The organism is Methanomassiliicoccales archaeon (genome assembly GCA_029907465.1).
Lineage (GTDB): Archaea > Thermoplasmatota > Thermoplasmata > Methanomassiliicoccales > JACIVX01 > JACIVX01.
In genome coordinates, this window is record JARYLV010000001.1 from 34,972 (window position 1) to 60,038 (window position 25,067).

Below are 25,067 nucleotides of genomic sequence, written 5' to 3' on the forward strand. Positions count from 1 at the left end.
CGACTTGGTTCATTCGTATTTTTTTCGATGCCACAATAATTATCAGAATTCGCACCTTCTTGTCGTTGCATTCGCGTCGATCTAGCTGGCCAACGCAGTTATAACTAGCATGCGGAGGATGAGTGTAGTTTATTCTGTCAATCGGTACCTGCCCCTGGGGACATATATACAGAATCTTGCACCCTTCCCATACTCGCCAATTTCCTCGATTTTCATGCCAGTAATCGACAAGATTTCCTTGACCATGTAGAGACCTTTCCCATGCTTTCCAGTAAAAAGGTCTTTTTTCAAGTCATCCCGTATCCCAATCCCATCGTCCTCGTATACAATGAGAAGTCCGTCCCCAGCCTCATTGTAACGAACTTCAATTCTCTTTGTATGTCTCCCATGTCTCATCGAGTTATCGACGAGATTATGGAAGACTTTCTCAAATAATGGATCGACCTCGATGAATACCCCTTCGAGATCGACCTTTATGTTGATGCCGGTAGTATCGAGAGCGGAAATTCCACGCTCAAAGAGATCTGAAGCCTTTTCCCAGCGAGGTTCTACTGAACCAAGACGCTCGTAGTCACGAGTCGAGTTGAGTATGCGTTCAATGTTCCTTCCAGCATTCGCTGCCTTTTCGAGATAACTGCGGATATCATTCTCTGTTGCCCTATCTCTCGCAAGCTCAATGTAACCAAGCACGGCTGTCAATTGATTGAGGATATCGTGACGCGAGACTCTCCCGATCAGATTGAGTTTTCTGTTTGTTCTCTCAATCATCTCCATCATTTTCTTCTTTTCAGTCATATCGGTTCCAAATGAGACAATACGCACACCAAACTTTGAATTCCTGATCTCGCTGTTCTGCCAGAATATGTAACGCTCCTCTCCCGACTTCGTCAATACTGGATTTTCGAAGTTGCGAAGGAGAGCGTCTCCAGCCTTAAAAACTGAAAAGACTTCCCATACTTCTGGGTACCTATCTTTCGGGACAAGGGTCTCGAACCAATTCTTTCCGATCACCTCAACAGCCTTATAGCCTGTAATCCTTTCAGCCGTATCATTGAAAATCCTGATGTTGCCGTTTTCATCAAGGCCCACAATCATCACATTTGCTGTCTTGATTAAATTCTCCGCAAATTCCTTTGCCTCGATAAGTCCTTGCTGTGCTGCGACATGATCGATCGCCATGGCGATTTGATCGGAAACGTAGTTGAGGATGTCCAGCTCCCTCTTAGTGTATCTGATAGTTTCATCATAGCTCTGGACAACGATAGCACCAAGCTTTCTATCGCCGACCATCAGTGGTGCCCCCATCCAGTCCACCGGAAGGGTACCGAAAATTTCGATTTCACCCTCCCTGCTCAACCGCATAATATCGTCCTTTGAAGCGAGAAGCGCTTCTCCCTTCCTGACCACATATTCGGTGATCCCTCGCCCAAGCTTTCTTGACCCCGGAGGTGGGTCGTATTCATCGACAAAATAGGGAAAGGTGATCTCCTCATTTTCATTGTCAATGAGTGCAATGTAGAAATTTCTCACAGGCATAAGCTCCGACATGATCGAATGGACGAGTCTGTATAGTTGCTGGAGTGAGCCGATTGAGGTAACGGCTTGCGAAATACGCAGCATCGCCGATTTAATACTCTCAAGTCTCTTGCGGTCGCTAATATCCCTACTCGTGATGACCGCACCACCGAATTTCCCATTTTCATCGGTGAGGAAATTCCAGAAAGTCTCAACCCAAAGTGGCTTGCCATCCGCGCGGCGAAATCTCAATTCACACGTGTAATACTTATCTATGCCAATACGGCCCAGGACCTCACTTAATTTTGACAAGTCGTCAGGATGGATCAAATCATGCAATTTCCTTCCCATCAGGGCTCCAGGTGAATGACCTGCAGATGAAAGATGAGAAGGACTCGCATATTCGATTAGAAGGTCGGGGCCAACCTGCATGACCATATCCAGCATGTTATCAGTTATAAGCGCGAGACGGTGTTCACTCATCCTGAGCTTATTTTCAATCGACCGTTTGTCACTGATGTCAATAGCCGACAAGAGGCTCTGCTTCGTTCCAGGAATTATTTCGACCGTTACTATAATCGTCTTCACAGTTCCATTTTTGTCTATTGCATATGTCTCGTAACTTCGTGGAGCGTGCCGAGGATCAATTCTGCGCGCTACATGATATTTCATCAGCCTCGGAATCTCCGATGGCGGGACAAAATCCTTCCACGACTTTTTTCCTTCGATTTCTTCCTTCGCGTATCCCACGAGTCGTGAGAATTCGTCATTTACGAGTGAAATCGTTGTGTCTTCTTCGACGATTGCCATTGCTGTACCTGTGTTCATAAAAATCGTACGATACCTTTTCTCGCTGTCAGCAAGCGCAATTTCATACTTTCTCCGTTTCACCGCTTGCTCAATCATATTCGATAGCTCAGCAAATTGGGAGCGGATATCAGTACCCTTGTTGATGTAAAAGTCTGCTCCTAGATTCAGCGCCTCAATAACGACTTCCTCCCTACCCTTCCCCGTAAAAAGGATGAAAGGAATTTGGTTCCCCTGGGATCTGATCGTTTTGAGGAGATCGATTCCCGTACTATCACCCATTTGATAATCCGAGATTATTGCATCGTAACAATTCTTTTGAAGTAGTTTCAACGCCTCATCAACAGAACTTGCAATATCCGCTCTGAATTTCTCTTCGAGTTCAAGAAACCCCTTCGCTATCTCCAAAAATGGAAGTTCATCGTCGACGAGGAGGATGCGGATGAGACTGTGATCCTCCATTCCTATCATACAATTTTTCAATAAATAGAATGATTATAATAACATGGTGGCTTTGTTATCAAAAGCGATATTGACGGGATTTCTGTCAAGTCGATGCCATCGATACCTTCGCCATAGTCGATGATATTACCGTCATGATAATGACCTATCTTTCCCATCTATATCTCTAGGGATCAGTTTATTAATTGGAACACGACAGATCGCTTAAATCGACGGTGAAGCCGAGGAGATGATCAAAATTGATGAGAAGAAGACGTGAGGAAAATGTGGGTGATTAAGAAATCTGGCGAAAGGGAGGAGTACGACGAGAACAAGGTCAGGCAGGCGCTCTTGCGTTCTGGGACGACCGATGCAGAAGCCAATGAGATACTTGAAAAACTGAAAGGTCAACTCTACAATGGCATCACAACTCATGAAATCTATCAGCACGTCAGACGGATGCTTGACCGCAGGAGAAAGATCAGATATGGCCTCAAAGATGCTATCTTTTCGCTCGGACCAGAAGGACATTTCTTTGAGAGCCTCATTGCGAGACTGTTTCAAGAAGCTGGATATGCTGTGAGGGTCAGAGAATGCATAAGGGGAAAATGCATACCACACGAGGTTGACATTCTAGCTGAAAGAGGGAGCGAAAGGTATATTGTTGAATGTAAATTCCATAACCTATCGGGAACTAAATGTGCAATCCAGACTGCTCTTTATACATACGCGAGATTTTTAGACATTTCAGAGGTGATGCCTATTGTATTACCATGGCTTGTAACGAACACAAAATTTTCGAGCGAAGTCATTACCTACGCTAGCTGTATTGGGATGAAGTTACTGGGATGGCGGTTTCCTGAAGGAGAGGGTCTCGAATCACTTCTGGAACGTCACAAGCTCTACCCAATTACCGTTCTTGAGATCAAGAAAGATGTCCGGAACTCTTTACTCGCCAATGGGATTATCACGATCAAAGAAATATTTACGAAAAAAGACCGCCTGTATGACATCCTGCCAGAATTGAAAGCCAATGAGGTTCTTTACACTGCTCGAAGGGTTATGGAATGTTTGTAAGGGAGGACGGTAGATCATCCCGAAAATGAATTTGTATTTAGATGGGTAAGAGATGGGGTGATGAATTATGCAGACATGCTATTTGACATGCAAGAAGTCGAATTCAATCAACTCCTTGTGTAGTGTTCAGGATCCTCCACGACACAGATCTCATTTCCATCTGGATCAGCAAAAATCGCCATGAGCCCTCCCCACTCCTGTCGCTGGGGCTTCATGATGAACCTTGTCCCTTCGTCGACGAGTCTTCTATGCAAATCATAAATACTATCAGTTTCGAGGACAACACCTGTTGGTCCGCCAGGTTGTCGCTTGTCGAACTCCGATGGCACATACAGTGCAATCTTACCCATCGGTTCGGCAGGACCTAACTCAACCCAATTCTCACTGCGTCTGTCGAGCGCGATATCCAGTCCTAGCACTTCTGAATAGAAAAATAATGCACTTGAGAGGTCCCTAACGGGGATGCGCGTCATCCAGACCCGCGTTATCTTACCCTTATTCTGATAATCTGAGTCTCCACCCATTGGGTCCCCGAGCGGCATGTTCATTTAATCTTAGCTACCGATATATAACACTTGAGAAGTACGAGGGTTATTCTGTTCAGCCCGTATGTGGAATGATGGGTGATCAGATTACATTCCATCTCATCTGGTCCCAGATATGAAAGAGACTCATCTTCCGCCTCGGCTCCTCGTCTACCTCGGCAAAGTTTACTATGGGATTTTACTATGAGATACATCACGAGTCTCAAGGATGTTGATTTATGAAAGTCGTCGTTACAGGCGGAGCTGGTTTCATAGGATCTCACGCTTCTGAGTATTTCGCTATCAAAGGCCACGAAGTAGTTGCCTTCGATAATCTCAGCAGGGCAAGACTGCTGAGAAAGCGAAACCGTTTTGTGGATTATAACTGGAAGTATCTTTCATCCTTTGAAAATATCAAATTGATCGATGGAGACGTCAGAGTTGCGAAAGAAATCTCTGGTGTATGTGGTGATGCCGATCTTATTGTTCACACAGCAGCACAGACAGCTGTCACGACCTCCCTCCTCGATCCGAGGACAGATTTCAGAGTCAATCTCCTCGGTACCTTCAACGTTCTTGAGGCAGCGAGAAAGGCGAAATCAAATCCCACCGTTATTTTCACATCGACAAACAAAGTGTATGGAAGTAATGTCAATATGCTGCCGATCATTGAGAAAGAGAAAAGATACGACTTTGCAGATGAAGGAAGATCAGGGGTCGATGAGACTCTCTCAATAGACGGATGCGAGCACACGCCCTATGGATGCTCAAAACTGGCTGCTGACATATACGTTCAGGACTATGCACAGACGTACGGAGTGCGAACTGCTGTCTTCAGGATGTCATGCATCTATGGAACCAGACAATTCGGCGTTGAAGACCAAGGCTGGGTGGCGTGGTTTATCATCGCTCATCTCACTGGTAGAAAAATCACGATATACGGCGATGGAAAACAGACGAGAGATATCCTCTTCGTGGAAGATTTGGTAAGAGCGTTTGATTACTTTATGAACAGAGGTCCAAAGCACGGCGTTTACAACATAGGCGGGGGAAAGGAAAACACGGTCTCACTCATTGAGCTGATAGATCTAATTGAGAGAAGGAGCGGCAGACGATTTGATATGGTGTTCTCATCATGGAGACCTGGTGACCAGAAGGTCTACATTTCCGATATTTCGAAGGCGAGGAGTGAATTCGACTGGCAGCCGCTGATTGGCGTAAAAGAGGGCGTTAACAGAGTTTATGACTGGGTTGAATCCAACAAGCACCTATTTGTTTAGAGTGACAACCCTCTATGGATTTCAAAGCTCGGATGCAATACATTAATCTACAGAGAAGTACACTCTTACAATGAGATGAAAATCTGTATTTCCTCAACAGGAGAGACCCTTGATTCCGAAGTCGATGACGAATTCGGCATGTGCGAGTATTTCATTATCATCGACCCTGATACGATGGAATACAAGGCTTTACTTAACGAAGCTTCACACTCCTTAAGTGGAACAGGTGCTATGGCAGCTCAATTTGTTGTCGATCAAGGTGTCGACGTTGTTCTGACGGGATTTGTGGGCCCTCATGCTAAGCGTATTCTAAAGGAAGCTGGTATTGCGATCGTCGAGGGCGTCGATGGATCGGTGCGATCCGCAATTGAACGCTATCTGAAAGGGAAAATCTCGCGCCCATGATGACCACGGTGAATGCGCAGTGACATTCAACAGAGAATCGCTTCAGAAGCGGGTGATGATCGGCGAATTGGCGCTATATTGGAATCATCCGCCATTTAAGAGGAGGATGAAATCGAATAATGATTGGTAAACAGAAGCAATACCTCGCTAAGGCGTTTGTATTACATATGGGAGCGAACGGCCTGGGAATTACAAGGAGTTTAGGAAGGGTAGGAGTTCCCGTCGTGGGAGTAGACTTCGAGAGGAACGCACCTGGTCTTTATTCTCGATTTTGCGAGCCATTGGTCATACCAAACCCATTGGGCAATCCAGAAAAGGCTCTCGATGTACTGATGGCAAGGGGCGAAGAACTTGAAACAAAGGGTGTGATCATGGCCGCCTCGGACATCTTTCTTCTCTTCCTTTCGCGCTATAGGAACGAATTGTCGAAACACTTTTCATTTGTGATACCACGGGAGGAGATTGTCGAAGGCATCAACAATAAGAAAATTCAATATGAACTGGCAAAGCGTATCGGAATACCGATACCAAGAACCGTTTTTCCAGACAGCAACGGAAATCTAAAAGAAGAAGTGGAGGGCATGCAGTACCCCCTCTTCATCAAGCCCTGCATTTCGCATTTATTCTCTCAGAAATTCGCAGGCAAGGGGTTTATCGCACAGACATTCGACGAACTCAGAATTTCCTGGCAAAAGATCAGAAATGCTGGAGTCGAGGCAATGATCCAGGAGGTCGTACAAGGTCCGGAAACGAATCTGTTTGGGATGAGCGCTTATTTCAATAGGAACGGTCAGATGGTCGCAACATACCTCAACCGAAAAATCAGACAGTACCCACCCGACTTCGGCGTCGCGAGTATTCACGAGAGCATGGTCAACCAGGAAGTCATGAGTATCGGGATCAAATACTTTCAAGGACTTGACTATAGAGGAATGGGGGGCGTTGAGTTCAAATTTGATCAAAGGGATAGGCGCTATAAGCTCATTGAACTAAATCTAAGAACAGGAATGCAGAACATCAATACTACCGCCTCCGGCATTAATTTTGCTTTGATTCGCTATCTAGATGCAATCGGGGAAGAACTTGAGAGCCCTCCAGAACAAGTCAATGGTGTTCGATGGGCGGATGCAATAGCGGATTTCAAGTCATTCCTCATCAGGAAAAAAAGAGGAGACACGGTATCGATCCTCGCATTTATGAAGGACTGGTTGACTGCCGATACCCATGCCTTCTATGCTATTAATGATCCGTTGCCCCTCATCGTCAGATCAGAGTTCGGAATTGCTGTGATGCATGAGATCGTTACCATGGGAAAGAGCGCTCACCGTAAACATAACCCAACACTACAACATTGAGATCTGAATTTCATTGATGTTGAGATTGACCCGCGTTTTAGCTTAACAAAATGGCGTTGATGAGAAAACTTTTTTAGGTACCTGTAAGGTGTATTCATTATCGTCAGACAATAGTCAGACGGAGGTGGACAGTTGACAACCGAGCTATGTTTGACGGCTGCTATCTCTGACGATAATTTCACAACCTTAAAAACGAAAGACTTGGCAAACGCGAAGAGAGAAAACGATGCTCACCGTCCACATGTGAAAATCTCAACCGTTCGCGACTACCGCGATCGATATATTCTCTCAGTTCTCCAGAGAGAGGCGATACGGGAATGTCCTGGGTTTAGGGAGCTGAGAGAGGGGGAAATGGCGAAGATCATCTGGATAGAATCGGAAAAGGGATGGATTCCGGGCGGTTACTACATTTTCTCACGCCGGTGCACCAGGCAGATTCGGCATTCAGACAAACCAGTGGTGTACCCAATGACGCTCCACCAGATTTTTGTAGTCCCAGCATTCCGCGGACTGGGACTTGGCACGATGATGTTGCGCGACTTCATCGCGAAGGGCAACAGGAGAACCGTTTGGGTTGAGAGTCCATTTGACGTGACAAAACACATCTTGACAAAGCTTGGTTTTGCGGAAACGAATAAACCGTACAAACTATGGCAGATGATGGAAGGACTATCTAAATGGGAAAAAATCTCGAGCATGAAGACTAGGAAAACAACAACGGGGGAATCAAATGATATCGAGCGCCACCACTTCATCAGATCCAGAGAAGAATTCGTGATGGTGGGCACGTGATGATGTTCGACCGTATAGTGAAAGTGTCCGTAATAAGTAATGTTCAACTGAAGTGTGAGGCAATTTATCAAGCGATGCGTTCCAGTTTCGAAATTATATTATCGATGTCCCCTGCGTGAGAAGTGAAGGGATTGGCTCCTCGTCGATCTTTTTTAAGTCAAATTAATTGACCACCACGTCTATTAAAGGTCTTTAAAGAATCTGGATTTGATTGCGCGGTATAAGCCAACGGGGCCCGTCATCATGATATCACCTGCTGGCGTGGCATATCTAAAATTCAATTCCGTGGCCTCCATGAGCCCTCTCCTCGGTCCAGTAACAAGGATCTGATCTGGCACGACAGCCCGCTGACTGATGCTAAAAAGGCCATGTCCCCCATCCCCAAAAACTCTTTCGTCAGTTAGCTTCCCAGCAATGAAATCTTCGAGATATTTCTTGAGGATAACGCTGTTTTCAAAGAGCTTCGTGTGAGCTTCAAACCCCCTAACAACTTTCCCGTGATTGAAGAGAACAGCGAGGGAGTGGCCGTTGCCGAAGTTGATCGCGAGTACTCGACCGTCCTCGCGGACACGCGGATCTGCAAGGCATCCGAGTGCGGCCACGGGTGATGTATCCATCACGAATATCTTAGCATCCGGAGCTTCCTTTTTCGCCCTATCAGCCGCGGACCTCATCCGTATGAAATCGCCTGGGATCTGGTCAATCGGATACATGAGGGACTCAAGCCGTGGGTCGTTCGAAAGGAATTTTTTGAAGCGATCAATTCTCGTTATGCGATTACTAATTCCCTTCGGAGAGATCCCATGATCCTGGACTGCAAGCGCGAGGAGACCGACTTCGTCTCGTTCCCCCAGTTTTCTCAGAAAGTTGAAGATTGGCCTCAAACGCACTTCCTGTAACCAGAGAGCACATCCATCAAAATTCAACGGCGGGAACTCGTGATCTGCGATGTCGATGCCAAGCTTTTGAACCTCTGATAAATCATTTCTAATCGAAAAGGCCGCTTGTGGCGTCATGGCGACCTTTAGGCCAGCTGCAATATGCCGTTTGATGGCGCTTGCGAATGGGCCACCTCCAACTGTATCGCCAAAAATATAAAGTTCCTTTCGCGCCGTCGTGGCTCTTGCAACTGCACCCGCATATGTTTGTGCTGGAGAGGGCAAGACAAATTTAATGCAATTTTCTAAACTCTTTTCTGGGTCGATTAACATGACATCTGATGTACCGACCCCAATATCGATTGCTAGTAACTTCATCCGTCTCACTTTCCATGAACTCCGCTGATTTATTATGAGATGTCGAGAAATGATATTTAATTTGAGGGGTTAGACTTGTTGGAGAGAGAATAACAAAAACCCTGACTACTTTCGCTTTTTCGATAACTCGAGGTCCCGCAGTGGATTGGGGCCAATACTACGAATTGTTGAGATAAAGGAAGAGACTTCATGCTGAAATTCCTCCGGTTCATCAGCATCCACAAAACCGAGCATTAACCTCATTTCATCGAAGCCAAGCTGAGAAAGAACGCGCCTGAGCAACGCAATTCTCCTCGTCGTTCTCAAATTACCTATTTCGTAGTGGCAGTGGCCGAGTTTTCCAGGTAAGACTAAGACGCCATCAATCCCCTTTGAAAATGCACTTAGGACCCATTCGGGGTCGATCCTTGCAGAGCACATCGTTCTAATTGTGAGGAAATTCGGCGGGAGATTCAGTTTCTTAAGACCTGCCAAATCCGCAGCAGCGTACGAACACCAATTGCACGCAAAGACAAGGACATTTGGGGATGAGAGATCCTGAATGATCCTCCCCGTCGTCGCTGCTTCGATCTGGGCTAGAATCTGCTTGTTCGAAAAGGAACTCTGGTCGAGCGCACCGCTCGGGCATGAAGCGACACACGCCCCGCAGCCGTCGCAGATATTCTCATCCACTCTTGCGATTTTTTTACCAGCCCGCTGCGGATCATTAATGATGCTGATCGCCTTGATCCTACAGACCGACGCACAGATACCACAGCCGTCACAGATATCCTCATCGACGACCGCCCCGTAACCCTTTTCAGACCCCGACGCAGCCCTCAGCTTTGCTAAGGCCATGCTGATCATCGTCGTTGCTTTCTCCGTTGCCGCAGTGGGATCGTCCCAATGAATCCATGCGCATTGCTCTCGGATATTGGCCATCTCAATAATGATACCGTTCCCGCCTCTCTGGGATAACTCTCCTTGAAAGAGGCGGAAGTATGTGCGAGGAGAACAGGCCCCAATGACGATCCGGTCTAGTGCATTTCGTTCAGCGTCTTTCCTGATAGCCCTTATCGATTGTTTTGAGCACAGATGATCAACGATTTCGACTTTCTTAACACATTTCAAGTGCCTGACGGCATCGGCAATTGTCTTAAGATCCAAGATTCCGCTTACACAACCATCGCAGCTGCAAAGATAAATGCCAATCTTCATATCGTTATCACGAGCCGACCGCTTGATGGGGCGAAAACTATCTTCGTAGATCATAGGATCGGCATTTCCATCCGTCATTGCATCATCCTTTCTGCTTTTTGAATACCTTCTATCCCGACATCCATTGAACGATTCCTCATAAAGAAAACGCTTTGAACTTCGACACCCACAGCAGCACTAACTAACACACCACACATTTCTCTTCTGCTCCGACCACGCAATTTCTTTAGACATTATTCTCATGAATAAAAACTTTACATAACTAGTCATGAAATTATCGTACATTTCTTCGATTTTCAACTGTGGATCTACGATTGAAGATAGATTGTATGAAAATCCACCCGCCAACAAGGGCGTGAGCAATTGCAGACTTATTGGTATATAATCGACAGACCGTTTATTAGGTAACACAACGAGAAATTGTCATGGCAAAGAACGACATTTGACGATTCAATCTCTTCATTACGGATTTAATGCATTCTTTACCCGCTGAAGAGAGGAGAACAGCTTCTCATTTGACCGGATTGGAAGTGATTTGCACTAAAACACTAGTATCCGAGTCCGACTTGTAATCCGCAACGATCGTAATATCCAGAGCGCATCTTCAACGAATATCTTCCGGTTTGAGCTATCCCCGTCTTTCATCTGGTGGACCGGGATTCACCCTATGGATCAAGTTTGCAGGGGATCCACAATTCGGGCAGGATGGGGGTTTTGGCAGACCGAAAGGCACTTCGACTACGTGACCGCAATTTGCGCACCTGAACACCTTCGCTTTCATCATATCCCTGAACCTCCTTCAAGTCAGTGCGACTTCCATTCGCACAATGGTATGTGTTTTGCGAATAATTATTTGAAAATTACTAAAAAAGTATCGAGTTAGCTGAATAAATCGAGTGAACAATCAGAAATACATTATTGAAAGGTCGAATTCACAAGATCAGTTGTGAGTTCTCGCCGATGATGAACCTACATCCCCTCGGAATCGAATTTTCCGATGAAGAGATCTTGCAGCCAGCACCGATCAGACTGTCGACAATTTTCTTGCCACACTCGATAACCGCATCCCCGATGATAATGGACGACTCGATTTCACCATTGATAATCGTTGTGCGATCGCCAATCGATGTGTATGGCCCTATGTATGTATTGGGTCCGATCACACAATTCTTCCCGATGATAACTGGTCCCCTTATCACCGTCCCACTCTTGATGATCGTTCCATCACCGATGCTAACTCTGCCGATGATCTTGACATTCTCTTCGAGCAAGCCCTCATTTCTACTTTCTAGATCTTCGAGCACAAGATGGTTTGCTATCAAGATGTCCTCGGGTCGTCCAGTGTCCTTCCACCAACCTTTTACAATCCGCGCCTTGACCTTACCCGTTCTTTTTTGCAACTGATCGATCGCATCCGTGATCTCAAGCTCGTTCCTCCAAGACGGTTTCAATTCCCTGATAATAGGGAAGATACTCTTTTTCAAGAAGTAGATCCCGATCATCGCGAGATTGCTCTTTGGGTTTTTTGGTTTCTCCACCAGACTGATGATATTGCCTTCGCTGTCGATTTCTGCTATCCCGAATTTTTCTGGGTATTCGACAGGACAGAGGGCGATTAAAGCCTCGCAATCGTCGCGGACAAATTCCTCGACCATGTATCTGATTCCGCCCTTGAGTATGTTATCACCGAGATACACGATGAATGGCTCGTCGCCCATGAACTCCTCTGCACAACCGACCGCATGCGCAATGCCCTTCGGTTCACCCTGCACAATGTATGTAATCTTAACCCCATATCTCGAGCCGTCCCCGAGCAGCTCCTTTACTTTTTCGGGCATGTTGTTACCGAGAATTACGCCTATGTCAGTTATGCCAGCGTCTCGCAGATCTTCAAGACAATACAGGATATTTGGCTTATTCGCAATCGGAATGAGCTGCTTCGGTCCTGTGTGGGTCAACGGTCTAAGACGAGTTCCAGATCCACCCGCAAGTATCAGACCTTTCACACCGATCCCTCCTGGAGCATCCGTCTAAGTCCATCAATAAGCGAAAGCATCTTGAAACCAAGTTTCTCTTCGACCTTTTCCACGTCAAGACATGAATAACACGGCCTTCGCGCAACTAGACCAGAATCTTTCGTGCTGATAGCTCTTATTAAAGAATTGTCAAGTTGGAAGACTTCGGCGACCTTTAAACCAATTTCATATCTGCTGAGACAATCTGGACCAGACGTATGATAGATCCCATGAGCGCCACACTCAAGAAGACTTACAAGGACATGTGCGCAGTGAGGCGCATAAGTTGGTGAGACAAACTGATCAGCAAACAGAGAAATTGACTCTCCCCTTCTAAGCGATTCGATGACCCATGTCACAAAGTTTCTCTTTTTTGATACCCGATTCCAGCCATAGAGTGTCGAAACGCGGCAGACGAGATTGACGCTCGATGAATCCAGCGTTATCCTTTCCCCTTCGAGCTTTGTCTGTGCGTAAATACCCAGAGGGTCAGGATCGTCCGACTCGGAATATCTTCCTTTTTTCATTCCATTGAAAACATAATCAGTCGAAACATAGAGGAGCTTGGCGCCGATGCTTTGGCAAAAGCTAGCAACGTTGAGGGTACCCTCAGCATTAATACTCCACGCTTCTGAAGGATTCTTCTCGCAGAGATCAACATTCGTCTGAGCGGCGGAGAGAATCACTTGATCCGGTTCGAATTTTCCCAACACAGATTCGACTTGATCGTGATTCGTAATGTCAAGGAACTCGGTCCTTACGCCTTCAAACTGAGCCGGAACATTCCTGAATGTGCCGAGAACTTCGTGTCCTTTTGTTCCAGCCTCGCTGACAACATATTGGCCGAGCAGCCCTGAGGCGCCAATGACGGCGATCCGGCTCATATCGATGTCATTGGATGGGTATTCTAAAAGACCTTCGGTGCGTAACTCAAAATTAAAAATGCTAGAGGCCCTTCACATCTTTGTGATTTACCATGGAGAAGAAGCTAATTGATGGGGTCGAGATCAGGAAGCTGCAACCAATAGTGGACGAACGGGGATGGCTGATGGAATTATTTAGGAGTGACTGGAAGGAATTTGAACGATTCGGTCAGCTATATATCACGACCTGTTATCCAGGTATCGTTAAGGCATGGCATTATCACAAGAAACAAAAGGACAATTTCATTTGTATTAGGGGAATGGCAAAGGTAGTCCTTTACGATGCACGCGAGAATTCGATTACGAAAGGAATGATCAATGAGTTTTTCATGGGAGAGAGGAATTTCATGTTGTTAAAAATCCCACCAAATATTTATCATGGATTCAAGGCAATCGGAAACCAAGAAGCCTGGATACTCAACATACCTACAGAGGTTTACAATTATTCCGAACCAGATGAATTCCGTGTGCCTTTTAACTCAAGAGATATACCATATGATTGGGCTGCAAAAAACGGTTGAAACGATGAGGGCTGGAACGACGTCGGTTTGATGGGGTTCCTTTACAATTATCGAGAAATCCTGCGAGATCATTTGAGGCACGACGACACAGAATTATTTAGGTTTATGTTCGTTTGAAGTCACTGGTATAATTGAACCATTTTCTTACTAATAATCATCATGAACCTGACGCGCATCTCCGGATTACACTGAGCAGGTCGTCTTTTCTGAAAGGTTTTGAGATGACCGCTTTTGCCCCAACCTCTAACATCGCGGGTCCTTTGACGGCAGAAAAAGCGGTCAGACAAATAATGGCCGATCTGGGGTTCTCCCGTTGTATCTGCCTGGAGGCTTCAATCCCGTCCATCTCCGGCATCAGGATGTCCATTATGATGATATCCGGATCAGATCTCACAGCAAGTTCAACTGCTTCATGGCCATTTCTTGCCTCGATAATTTCATGATCCGCCAGCATGCTGCGAATTATTTCGCGGATATCGTCATCATCATCGGCGATGAGTATCCTCATCAAGGGTGCGGCAATAAAAAAAGGATTTTTAGGTATTTCGGTCCTTTTTTACGACTAGCTCTCCAAAAAATATAAAACATAGCAGGAATGAATAGAAAATTATACGAAGAAAGAACCGAAGTGAAAAGTAGAAGACTAAGATAACAGGGGAAAGATATGAGGGTCTTTTCCGATAGTATCCAGTTGAGAAAATTTGTTGTTCCTGAAATTGTCTTCGGGCTCGATTCAAGGTATCTTGCCGCCCAGTATGCACGGAACCTCGGTGCAAGAAAAGTCCTACTCGTTACTGATGAAAAAATCCAAGGAGCAGGATGGGCGGAAGATGTCGAAGAGACTTTGAAGGACGCGAGAATTCGGTATGCGGTTTACTCTGATGTGACACCAAACCCAAGAACGGAAGAAGTAATGGAGGGGGTCGATTTGTTTTCAAAAGAGAAATGCGACGCCCTCCTCGCAATTGGTGGTGGTAGCGTTATTGATTGTGCAAAAGGAATTGGGATCGTGAGCAGCAACGGAGGGGAGATCACAGATTACGAGGGGACGGACCGTATTACTCGTCCAATCCCTCCCATCATCTGCATTCCGACGACTGCTGGGACTGCAGCAGATATTTCCCAGTTCGCCGTTTTCATGGACGTTGAAAGGAGTTTAAAATTCTGCGTAATCAGCAAATCCCTTGTTCCCGACGTTTCACTCGTTGATCCCGTTACAACAACGACCATGTCACCACGCCTGACCGCTGAGACAGGTCTGGATGCGTTATCCCACGCTATAGAGGCATTCGTTTCGACCGGGAATTCACCATTAACGGATCTCCATGCGATAGAGGCAATAAGAATCATTGCACGATACTTGCCTCTCGCCGTGGAGAAAGGCGATGACCTGGAAGTTCGAAGCAATATGATGCTTGGCAGTCTACACGCTGGAATCGCATTTTCAAATGCGAATCTCGGTGCAATTCATGCAATGTCGCACTCCCTTGGCGGCTTTCTTGATCTCCCTCATGGTGAGTGCAATGCTATTCTTTTGGAACATGTAGTTGCCTACAATTTTGAATCGTCGCCAAATCGATATGAGGAAATTGCAAGAGCAATGGGAATTGATGTCGAGGGCATGTACTATCCTGAAAAGAAAAATGTCCTCGTTAACGCACTGGCAGAATTGCGCCGTCGCGTGAATATCCGGCAGAAACTGCGCAATCTTGGTGTGAGAAAAACAGACATTCCTAAACTGGCGGAAATGGCGATGAAAGATCCCTGTATGACGACGAACCCCCGACGGCTCCAACAAAATGACGTCGAGGTCATCTATGAACGAGCGTTTTAGAAATACCTCAATGGATGACTCCGAATACAAAGAGATTCTCGGGCTCGGCAGGCATTCGGTGAGAAAGAGCTATTATCCAGAGTTAAGGAGAAGAATTGAGGAACTGGAAAAGATAAAGACGATACTTGATCATTCAAGTTTTGCCATTTTCATCGTCGAAGTACCTTCTGGCAAAATACTATACTCGAATGCGTACGTTGCCAATGAATTGAAATATGATGAGAGGTCCCTCAGTAGGATGAGGATTCATGAGATCTTCGGAGAGCACATGCAGGAATTTATAACCAGATCCCTTGATGCTCATCCGGGAAGATGTGAGCCCTTTGTTTCAGAGATCAAATCAGCAGACGGAAAAACAATACCGTGTGAAGTTGTTTTTTTTACCTCGACGACTGATAACGAAAGATTCGCTGTCCTCATTATTCATGATATCAGGGATATGGTCGGGGTCGAAAGAGCGCTTAGATCAACGGAAAACCTCTTGGCAAACATCATCGAGCAAAGCCCTGTCTCAGTGATGATAACCGATTCGAGTGGCACGGCGATTCGATTGAACCGAAAGTGCAAAGAGATGTTTGGGGTCAATTGTGATGATCAATTAGTCGGCAGATATAACATACTCGCTGATCCTCAGATCCATCGACAGGGATTTGCTGGAGAAATCCAAAAAGTCTTTACAGAAGGCAAAAGTACCCGTTTTACGATCGAATATGATACCTCGGGATTTTCTGATATGGGGGCAAGTGGACAAAGTAGTCGCATTCTAACCTTTGTTATCTCTCCGGTGAGTAATGAGGGGGGTAAATTCGTAAACGCCATTATTATCCACATCGATGAGACGGAGAGAATGAGGGAGGAAAACTTGAGAAAAAAAGCATTCCAGCAGATCGAAGAAAACATTGAACAATTTGCGACGGTCCTTGACGAAATGAGGAATCCCCTCAGTGTGATCATAGGTCTTCTGGAATCAAGCGGTAACGAGGAAATTACGAGTAAAGTGCTCAGCCAGGTAGAACGAATTGAAAAGATGCTCAATCGATTGGAAAAAGAATGGATTGCAACCGAAGAAATGAAAAGGATCATCAAGAGGACAATTGAATAGTCAAATGAAATTCCCGTTTCTTACCAGTAAAAATGAACTCTAAAAGGATCAAATGTACATTTCAGCGGGGGCTCGAGATTTCTAAATTGATTCTGCTTTTAACAAGACCAGTGATAGAACGAGCAACAACGGAACTCGCTTGCGTATCGACATAGATTTTATATCATTATAGAAATACGCCCAGAGGATGAAGGCCCTTATCCTCAACGGCAGCGCCAACAAGAATGGCAATACTGCTTCGCTCTTGGAAAAAATCCGGTTGAAATTTGAAAAGGTATCGATCGATCATGAGTGGATAAACCTTGCGGATATGAAAATCGAGGACTGTAGGGGATGTCTCGAATGTAAGAAAACTGGTCGATGTGGAATTGATGATGATATGCAGACAATCTATGAGAAAATCCAGGAAGTTGATTTTATTGTGCTCGGTTCACCCATCTACATGGGTGCGGAAACTGGCAGGGTCAAATCGTTTGTTGATCGTCTTTACGCTTTTTTAAAATTCACCGACAAAAAAGGCGTTTTCGAAAGCGATCTGAGAAAAGGAAAAAGAGCGATTGTCGTCTTCTCTTGTGGCCTGAAGGATGGCAACATTGTCTATAACCATTTGAATGTGCGGTACTTCAACACCTTTGTGAAATTGCTCGGCTGCGATGATATGCGATCATTCATCATTCCCTCGTTCTACCTTATTGACAAGAACAAGGGATCTGACGCTTCATCTCCGTTGAAACAGTTCCTCGAAGAGACATCCCGATTCATAGATGTGCCATAGCCATATAATTTCAAATGATGAAGCCGCTGCGGTTTGCACATGCTTATACGTAGGACGCAATCCCAACAATAATATCGCCGTTCGTACTTCCTCGTAACAAATGGCAGAAGATAAGAGAATTAAAGCATGCCCATATTGTGGTAGCGTCGAGGTTGTACCGAAAGTTCTTTTCGGAGGCCCACTACCAGGCGTCGATGCAAACGACGGTACATATGTCTGCGAAAAATGCGGTAGGGAAGCCGTTCCCCTGCATTTCAGGAGTTTCGATGACTGGTACGCATTCTTTGAGGCCGATGATAACGCTTCAAAATCCATCGATGCGGCCTTCGCCATCGTTCCTATTGTACCAATCAACACCGCCGCTCTCTTCTCAATAAGGAGATTTGACTTTCCAATCGGCAAAACGGCAAGTGTTGTGAGTATCGTTTGGCAAGACAGCTCAGTCATGCCCCGTGGCGACGGGGTCTCATTCGAAACCTATTGGGAAGCGATATTTGACAAGAGGTACAACGCATCTGCTGCCTTGATCATGGACGTCGCAGGTATTACAGAAGCGAAACCTAATTTCAAGGTCCTTAAAGACCTGACAAAAAGAAGTCGCGAGATATGGCTAGACATCGGTATGCGAAGTGTTCAAGACCTTTTCGATTGTTTCACAATGGGGGTTTCCAGAGCGATCGTGAGTACGCTCACCTCAACGGGTCTAGAGCTCTTCAACGACGTCTTTGAACTCTCGGACAAATGCTTACCGTGCATGTATTTTGATGGAGAGATCGTTTGGGCTAAGAAACGGGCTGGGCCTTCCAAACTGAAAGAAATGGCAAAGGAAATGGAGCACATCGGCTACGATGAAATGGCAGTTGTCGACCTCAGACGACTCGGCACTGGAAATGGCGTCTCAAGAGATTTCCTTGTGGAAGCGCTTGCGTGCGATCTTGATGTCTACATTGGCGGGGGTGTCGTTGAAACTGATCTCGAATTCTTAAGAGAAGAGGGGGCGGCGGGCGCGTTCATAGACCCTCACACCGCCGTAATAAGGAGCCTTTTCGAAATTGAAGGGGGCGTGACACCAACAAACCTCCCCCTCCAAGAAAAGAAAAAGACGGTAAAAGGCAGCAGTGTTCCGATCGATTGAAGTTGTGTAGCGAAGCGCCGCCACGTTTATGGATATCTCACTACAGCAAACTGATTGACAGGCCTTTTCCCTTTGAGTTCCGGTCATCCCCGACAGTCTTCCTAGCGCCCCATTATTAATAAGGCGCCCTTCTCGCCAAGCAATTAATCCTTCTTTCTGAGTAGTGAAAGATACACCCGAAAGAAAATTACCAAAAAAACGAACACAACCGACAAATAATCAGCGATACCATTCTCTCCCCGCGGAAGAAGTGAGTGAATGGGGTTCAAGGTCGTCATTACTGATTACATTTACGGAGAACCAACGGAGGAGATTGAAATTCTAAAAAAGATTGACGCAGAGGTCAGTCTTTTCCAATGCAAGACTGAAAACGACGTTATTCAGGTTGCGAGGGACGCTGATGCGATTCTCAACACATATGCCCCGGTTTCCCGCCGAGTTATAGAAAGGCTTGAACGCTGCAGAGTTATTGCGCGGTATGGGATCGGTTACGACACCATCGATGTTGAGGCGGCCACTGAGAAGGGAATTGTCGTCGTCAATGTCCCAACATACTGCATCGACGAAGTTGCCGATCATACTCTGGCGTTGATCCTTTGTGCCCTGAGGAAGATAACGGTCTACGATAAGGCGATCAGAAAAGGTAGCTGGGACTGGAGAGACGCGAGACCGATCAACAGGCTCAAGGAAATGACACTCGGCCTCATCGCCGTAGGGAAAATTGGGAGGGCTCTTGCGGAGAGAGTCAAACCGATTGGCATGAGAATCATTGCCTTCGACCCATACGTTTCTGAAAAGAAGATGAGAGAGATCGGCATTGAGCCGGTATCCCTCGATAGGCTGTTGAGAGAATCAGATGTAATTTCAATTCATACGCCCCTTACGAAAGAGACTAGGCATATGATCAACTATGATAAACTCAAGCTGATGAAGAGAGGTGCGATCTTAGTCAACACCTCGCGCGGCGGCGTTATTAAAACGGATGATCTCGTGAGAGCACTGGAAGAGGGGCTCATCGCATTCGCTGCATTGGACGTGCTCGAAGACGAGCCTCCGCCGAAGGATCACCCTCTTTTGAAATTCGAAAACGTCGTGTTGACACCACATGCATCTTTTTACTCAGAGGGGTCGCTGAAAGAGGTCAAGAATACGGCAGCGGAGGAAATTGTGCGCGTTCTTACTGGTAGGAAACCGCTCAGTTGCGTCAACCCAGATGTACTGACGAGAGTTGAACTCAAGTGATCACTTGTATGTCAATGATTTACTCTCGGAGTGCTTTCAACCGACCTAAAAAATGATTAAGTATCTGCGTCTCTTTTCAAGTGCCGTGTATAAGCGTATACTCGTAACGGGAGGCATGGGGTTTATCGGAAGCAATTTTATCAGGTTTATGATCGAGAGACATCCTGAAATTGAAATCATCAATCTCGATAAATTGACATATGCGGGAAATCCGCGCAATCTCGAAGATATCAACTGCGAAAGGGTGAAGTTCGTCAAGGGGGACATATGTAACGGAGCCATTGTCAATGATCTAGCGGCAAAATGCGATGCAATAGTCCATTTTGCTGCAGAGACGCATGTCGACCGTTCAATCACTTCCGCAAGCGCTTTCATAGAAACAGATGTGTACGGCACTTACGTGTTGCTTGAGGCGGCGAGAAAACAGCGTGTGAAGCGGTTCATACATATATCCACGGACGAGGTTTATGGAGAAGCGGTGACAGGACCTTCAAAAGAAACCGATGCGCTCATGCCCAAAAGCCCCTATGCTGCAAGTAAGGCTGGTGCTGATAGACTCGTTTTTTCCTATTACTGTACTTACGGGCTCCCTGCGATCATCACGCGCTGCACGAATAACTATGGGCCATTCCAATACCCAGAGAAACTGATCCCACTTTTCATCACCAATGCCATTGAGAACAAGCCGCTTCCTGTCTACGGCACTGGTAAGAATACAAGAGACTGGATTTTTGTCAGAGACCACTGCGAGGCGATAGATCTCCTCCTCCATTCCAACGGATTTGAAGGCGAGGTGTTTAATATCGGCTCAGGGGAGGAAAAGAGCGTCCTAGAAATTGCCTCGGTCATACTGGATCTGCTAGGAAAACCAAAAGAGCTCATCACCTTCGTTCCAGATAGACCAGGTCATGTAATGAGGCATGCTGTTGATACAAGAAAAATCAGAGATCTAACTGGATGGAAGCCAAGATATAGCTTCAACGATGGGATAGAAGAAACGATTAATTGGTATCGAAAAAATGAAAGCTGGTGGAAAGAAATCAAATCTGGAGAATTCAGGAAATATTATGAAAGCCAGTATGCAACGATAGCCGGTATCCAATCATCACAATAATTGAAATCAATGAACATGAAACAATTCGACCGTAAACGCCAGACAATTCTCGATCGACAAGATTTCTAAGATTAATTATATTGATCCTTTCCCTGAACGATGGAACAGGGAATGATGAGTAATAACTTTCTTAGAATCAGTAAGGAATCGAATAGTTTATTGGAGACCTCAAATGCAAATTTCAATCCTCGCCATCTTTTTTTCAATTAAGGATTTTTGCATTTTCTCAGTGATGATGTCAATCTGAGCAATGGCTCCGCTATGTTTATTACTGCATTTAATGATGTGGTGAAAAGTGATTGATGTACTGACAGTCGAGCCAACGGCCGCTTGGGGGGAAATATGTGGGTCTTAACGCCGTGGGTTTTGGAATGATGGGGCTTGTCTATGGTCTCTCCCACTGGATTTTTTACACGAGTGGAGTCCGGGCTAACCCGGCGTGGTGGGAAAAGAAGACCAAGCCAGGAGAGTTAGTCCCTGAACAAGGTATCGGTGCTATGGGTGCCCTGGCGGCTGCGATCTCCCTCCTTCTCATGGCGGTCTGGCATTTTGCAACAGATCCGTTTAACGGGCCGATTTCTACCATTTTCTCAATCGTCCCAGCGTTGTACGGGTTCTTATTCCTAGGAACTTTCTTTTGCGCGACGCAGGGCTGGGACTGGAGACCAGTAGGTGATGCGGCTCTCTGGGGCGCAACGACCCAGTTCATATTGATCCCGATAGCTGCGTGGAATGGTGTGTCTTGGGACTTTAATGTTGGTATGTGGGTTTATGGATTCACAGCCAGTACATGGGGGCTCGTGATACACGGAAAATGCAGTGCAAGAATCCACCAGTTCAACCTATGCTGTTCAATGTTCATTACGTGGTGGTACATGATCTTCGGCGGCGGGATACTAAACTGGGAGGACTTCAAGATACTAGGCGATATCCAGAACATGCTACCGAGAGAGGATTGGGCGATACTTTGGATCGCAATTGGTATCATCAACATGATGATGATTGTCTGGACATACAGGAAAGGTCCATCTAAACAATTCATTTGGTGATTCCAGACTGAAGGGACGATCCTATTCGTCTTTTATTTCATTTACATACTTTACATTAAAAAAGGATAATGATTTATATTGCACAACAAGAGCGATGTGCACTTTGATGCCTAGACGCCAAAAAAATTGAAGTGGGGTAGTCTGCAAAGAAGGACAACATGTTTTCATTGAAATTTCGGTAATACCAATTTCTCTGTTCGCAAAGCGGATGCTCTACAATCTTGCACCTTTATGCTGGGTCTTGATAAGGATTGCTTGTGTACTATCGAATAATAAGGTTTACACTTTAAAAGCGTAGTTGTTACCATTTGTTCACCATACTTCTACATCAGCTAGATTAATAAAAAGATAATATTATTGCGCGATCGGAGAAACAAACATAACGATTTAATCACTCTGAAAAATAAGCTTTCAGATATCAATGATCTAATATAAATAAATTCCAGTGTCTGCCAAGTTTTGGAAAAATCTATATATGTAGTTTCCATTAGTGTCTTTTTGTATAATTCCACACGTGGGGTCTAAAACAAAGGGAGGAAAATGAATGGACGTATATAACATGTTGGTGCCGATAACCCTCGTCATGTGGTTTTGCGGCATCTCCTGTTTCGTCGGCGGATGGCTGGTGTTAGGGAGAGCTGACGCAAAGGGCGGGGGTATGGTAGTAGCCATGGGTGGTATCGCTGCGACGTTGACCGTCTTTATCAGCCTAGCTGTGTACGCACCGTCCAACTCAATGATAGCAGCAGGTCCAGTTGGCACACCCACAAGTGCCGCACTGTTCCTGATCTGCCCGATAATCTATGGATTGGTGCTGACATCTTTCGGGTTCCACGCATTCAATGGATGGGACGGTCGCAGTCAGGGATGGCTAGCGCTTTACATGGGGTTGACCGCACTTTGGTGCCAGTATATGTTCTGGCCGGACGTTTTCTGGCAAATAATGAACTTCACATGGGTTGTTGCGCTGTTTGCAACAGCAGCGGCTAACCTGACGAAGTGGCCTGTCGCAAAGTTCCTGGCAGTCTGGCTGATATTTGCCTGCGGTCTCTTCAGCCTGTTGTTCGCTAGCTGCGCGCTCGTGTCTGGCTGGTCATCTTGGGGAACAATCTAAACCCCTAAAACACTTTTTTTTATTCTTTCTCTTATTTATTTCTTAAGACTGGCAAAAATGCATTTTATCAAACAAATAAAAATAGTGATTTTGAATGGCATCGGTATTATGTTTCTTTCGCCATTTTCATGCGCTCGCTTATAATTTCAATCATTAATTTGGCTTCTTTTGCAGGATTAATCCAATAAATCGTCCTCTTGATTCGTCCAGCAACAATATCGACGCATCCGCTGAAATATCTGGTCTCACATGGTCCCACTGATGTTATTTGATCATATGGGTATTCCTCAACTTCAAACTCTTTCAGGAATCTGGGGATGATTATCACAACCCTCTGGTTGGTGGCCATAAATATACCGACAGGTGTTCTTTCACTCTTACCAGGATATACGTCCTTGATCCGGCAGTTCGTGATCACATGCAGAACTTCTTCTCCGGGCTTCAAAATCCTGTTGATCAGCCAATCCTGATTCCTGCTAAACTGGTACTTGAAAAACTCTTTGTTGATCTTTGCCATCCTTGATCCGCTCCTATTAGCCTGATATGTATCGGACATTTCTTTATTTATTTTAAGCTTCCGAAATATTACATTGCTTTTGCTATTCAAAAAATAATATTTTTGCGACTAACGAGCACTAACTATAAAGATGTAGTAGCTCGACCTCTTTCTGTAGGAAGAATTTATCAATAGGTTTTTTAGGGGTCAAAATGTACTCACTTTTGCCAAATTGATGAGAAAAAAAGAGTCCGGGCTTCAAAATTCACCAAAAAGTTGACAGGGTAGGTATTCAATGATTTCAATTATCACTTGGCTATTATAATCACTACCATCAACGAGGCGCGATAATCTATTTTCTGATCCGCGAGCCGGTATACAAAATAGAAAAACACAAGCTAATTCAGAGTCAGAGAAATTGGTGCCAAATCTTCAAAAAAATCAATTCTATTCAGCCGGCTTATTCCCCTTCCTCTTTTTCAAATAGTAATAAATCACGATCATTGCCGCAACATCAATGACTACAATCGCACTAATGATCGTCGCCCACGGCGGGGGAATCCCTATATCAAAGGGCGCGAAAGAAGTCAGAAGAGGTACCAGCCCCTCACCTCTGTAAACTACTACACGCATTTCATTCCCGTAACTGTAGCCAAAGTCATTAGATGAAAATCTAATTGTCACAAGATAAGAGATCTCATGATCGCTACCCGTCACGTTGGTCTCCGACACACTGCCCTCGATCAATTCAACGGACACAAGAAAATTCCCAGATTCGATGATTTCTCCATCTGGGGCAAAATTCCCTACAGCAACGAGCTCATCTTTGATGTCGTAAATGCTGATGATGATTTTTTCGAATTGAATACTCTCGTCCTCTTCAAGATCAATAATGACCAAAAAACTGCTCTCCCGATCAAGCTGAAAGGCTGATGGCACGTTTGACAGCCTGACCTCGTATGCATATGCACCCGTTGTCAATAAATTGGTACTAGCAATAAAGCCTAACAATAAGATAACCGTTGCAACTGGAACAGACACCCACCGACTCCTAGTCACGAAGACAACCTGCCATTTGTGCAAGATATCTATTGTCTT

General features: G+C 45.4%; 23 protein-coding genes. 14 read left to right on the forward strand and 9 right to left on the reverse strand.

The window, feature by feature from the left end:
* Positions 1 to 129 precede the first annotated feature (129 nt).
* Positions 130 to 2,784: a PAS domain S-box protein gene (locus tag QHH00_00175; protein ID MDH7507799.1), complete on the reverse strand. Its 2,655-nt coding sequence runs from the start codon at positions 2,782 to 2,784 to the stop codon at positions 130 to 132.
* 270 nt (positions 2,785 to 3,054) lie between these two features.
* Here QHH00_00175 and QHH00_00180 point away from each other — a divergent pair, with 270 nt between their 5' ends.
* Complete coding sequence (locus QHH00_00180) at positions 3,055 to 3,840, forward strand: ATP cone domain-containing protein (protein ID MDH7507800.1); 786 nt, start codon at positions 3,055 to 3,057, stop codon at positions 3,838 to 3,840.
* Positions 3,841 to 3,947: 107 nt separating this feature from the next.
* Here the strand turns inward: QHH00_00180 and QHH00_00185 are convergent, their stop codons facing one another.
* Positions 3,948 to 4,382 carry a VOC family protein gene (locus tag QHH00_00185; protein ID MDH7507801.1) on the reverse strand — a complete coding sequence of 145 codons (435 nt, stop codon included), beginning with the start codon at positions 4,380 to 4,382 and terminating at the stop codon, positions 3,948 to 3,950.
* A 221-nt stretch (positions 4,383 to 4,603) separates the two neighbouring features.
* On the opposite strand from QHH00_00185, the gene QHH00_00190 reads away from it, so the two are divergent.
* The 4 genes from QHH00_00190 to QHH00_00205 all read left to right on the forward strand — a co-directional run bounded on the left by QHH00_00190 (position 4,604) and on the right by QHH00_00205 (position 8,196).
* Positions 4,604 to 5,644: an NAD-dependent epimerase/dehydratase family protein gene (locus QHH00_00190; GenBank protein ID MDH7507802.1), complete on the forward strand. Its 1,041-nt coding sequence runs from the start codon at positions 4,604 to 4,606 to the stop codon at positions 5,642 to 5,644.
* Positions 5,645 to 5,719: 75 nt separating this feature from the next.
* Positions 5,720 to 6,049: a NifB/NifX family molybdenum-iron cluster-binding protein gene (locus QHH00_00195; protein MDH7507803.1), complete on the forward strand. Its 330-nt coding sequence runs from the start codon at positions 5,720 to 5,722 to the stop codon at positions 6,047 to 6,049.
* Positions 6,050 to 6,168: 119 nt separating this feature from the next.
* On the forward strand, positions 6,169 to 7,404 hold the full coding sequence (locus QHH00_00200) for a hypothetical protein (protein ID MDH7507804.1): 1,236 nt from the start codon (positions 6,169 to 6,171) through the stop codon (positions 7,402 to 7,404).
* 132 nt (positions 7,405 to 7,536) lie between these two features.
* Positions 7,537 to 8,196 (forward strand): hypothetical protein, encoded by a 660-nt coding sequence (locus QHH00_00205; GenBank protein ID MDH7507805.1) that lies wholly within the window; start codon positions 7,537 to 7,539, stop codon positions 8,194 to 8,196.
* Between the two features lie 182 nt (positions 8,197 to 8,378).
* Here the strand turns inward: QHH00_00205 and QHH00_00210 are convergent, their stop codons facing one another.
* The 4 genes from QHH00_00210 to rfbD form a co-directional block, all read right to left on the reverse strand.
* Positions 8,379 to 9,452 (reverse strand): DUF1786 family protein, encoded by a 1,074-nt coding sequence (locus tag QHH00_00210; GenBank protein MDH7507806.1) that lies wholly within the window; start codon positions 9,450 to 9,452, stop codon positions 8,379 to 8,381.
* A gap of 105 nt (positions 9,453 to 9,557) precedes the next feature.
* Positions 9,558 to 10,703 (reverse strand): hydrogenase iron-sulfur subunit, encoded by a 1,146-nt coding sequence (locus QHH00_00215; protein ID MDH7507807.1) that lies wholly within the window; start codon positions 10,701 to 10,703, stop codon positions 9,558 to 9,560.
* An 878-nt stretch (positions 10,704 to 11,581) separates the two neighbouring features.
* Positions 11,582 to 12,655, reverse strand: a complete 1,074-nt coding sequence (locus tag QHH00_00220; GenBank protein MDH7507808.1) for a glucose-1-phosphate thymidylyltransferase — start codon at positions 12,653 to 12,655, stop codon at positions 11,582 to 11,584.
* Positions 12,652 to 13,548, reverse strand: coding sequence for a dTDP-4-dehydrorhamnose reductase (rfbD, locus tag QHH00_00225; protein MDH7507809.1), 897 nt, complete (start codon positions 13,546 to 13,548; stop codon positions 12,652 to 12,654). The genes QHH00_00220 and rfbD overlap by 4 nt, the downstream gene beginning before the upstream one ends.
* A gap of 92 nt (positions 13,549 to 13,640) precedes the next feature.
* Between rfbD and QHH00_00230 the strand changes: the two genes are divergently transcribed.
* Positions 13,641 to 14,108 carry a dTDP-4-dehydrorhamnose 3,5-epimerase family protein gene (locus QHH00_00230; GenBank protein MDH7507810.1) on the forward strand — a complete coding sequence of 156 codons (468 nt, stop codon included), beginning with the start codon at positions 13,641 to 13,643 and terminating at the stop codon, positions 14,106 to 14,108.
* 157 nt (positions 14,109 to 14,265) lie between these two features.
* Here the strand turns inward: QHH00_00230 and QHH00_00235 are convergent, their stop codons facing one another.
* Positions 14,266 to 14,616, reverse strand: a complete 351-nt coding sequence (locus QHH00_00235) for a response regulator (GenBank protein ID MDH7507811.1) — start codon at positions 14,614 to 14,616, stop codon at positions 14,266 to 14,268.
* Between the two features lie 156 nt (positions 14,617 to 14,772).
* On the opposite strand from QHH00_00235, the gene QHH00_00240 reads away from it, so the two are divergent.
* The 8 genes from QHH00_00240 (at position 14,773) to QHH00_00275 (ending at position 23,473) form a co-directional block, all read left to right on the forward strand.
* Entirely contained in the window at positions 14,773 to 15,942 is a 1,170-nt protein-coding gene (locus QHH00_00240) for an iron-containing alcohol dehydrogenase (protein ID MDH7507812.1), read from the forward strand.
* A complete protein-coding gene (locus tag QHH00_00245; protein ID MDH7507813.1) occupies positions 15,926 to 17,044 on the forward strand; it encodes a PAS domain S-box protein in 1,119 nt (372 codons plus the stop codon). Before QHH00_00240 ends, QHH00_00245 begins: the two co-directional genes overlap by 17 nt.
* Before the next feature lie 187 nt (positions 17,045 to 17,231).
* A complete protein-coding gene (locus tag QHH00_00250) occupies positions 17,232 to 17,819 on the forward strand; it encodes a flavodoxin family protein (GenBank protein MDH7507814.1) in 588 nt (195 codons plus the stop codon).
* 100 nt (positions 17,820 to 17,919) lie between these two features.
* Positions 17,920 to 18,954 (forward strand): HisA/HisF-related TIM barrel protein, encoded by a 1,035-nt coding sequence (locus tag QHH00_00255; GenBank protein MDH7507815.1) that lies wholly within the window; start codon positions 17,920 to 17,922, stop codon positions 18,952 to 18,954.
* A gap of 258 nt (positions 18,955 to 19,212) precedes the next feature.
* A complete protein-coding gene (locus QHH00_00260) occupies positions 19,213 to 20,196 on the forward strand; it encodes a C-terminal binding protein (GenBank protein MDH7507816.1) in 984 nt (327 codons plus the stop codon).
* 85 nt (positions 20,197 to 20,281) lie between these two features.
* Positions 20,282 to 21,310 carry a dTDP-glucose 4,6-dehydratase gene (gene rfbB / locus QHH00_00265; GenBank protein MDH7507817.1) on the forward strand — a complete coding sequence of 343 codons (1,029 nt, stop codon included), beginning with the start codon at positions 20,282 to 20,284 and terminating at the stop codon, positions 21,308 to 21,310.
* Between the two features lie 344 nt (positions 21,311 to 21,654).
* On the forward strand, positions 21,655 to 22,359 hold the full coding sequence (locus QHH00_00270; protein ID MDH7507818.1) for a hypothetical protein: 705 nt from the start codon (positions 21,655 to 21,657) through the stop codon (positions 22,357 to 22,359).
* 625 nt (positions 22,360 to 22,984) lie between these two features.
* Positions 22,985 to 23,473, forward strand: coding sequence for a hypothetical protein (locus tag QHH00_00275; GenBank protein ID MDH7507819.1), 489 nt, complete (start codon positions 22,985 to 22,987; stop codon positions 23,471 to 23,473).
* A 106-nt stretch (positions 23,474 to 23,579) separates the two neighbouring features.
* Here QHH00_00275 and QHH00_00280 read toward each other — a convergent pair whose 3' ends face one another.
* Positions 23,580 to 23,990, reverse strand: a complete 411-nt coding sequence (locus QHH00_00280) for a PH domain-containing protein (protein MDH7507820.1) — start codon at positions 23,988 to 23,990, stop codon at positions 23,580 to 23,582.
* Between the two features lie 426 nt (positions 23,991 to 24,416).
* Positions 24,417 to 25,010 (reverse strand): hypothetical protein, encoded by a 594-nt coding sequence (locus QHH00_00285; protein MDH7507821.1) that lies wholly within the window; start codon positions 25,008 to 25,010, stop codon positions 24,417 to 24,419.
* Positions 25,011 to 25,067: the final 57 nt, after the last annotated feature.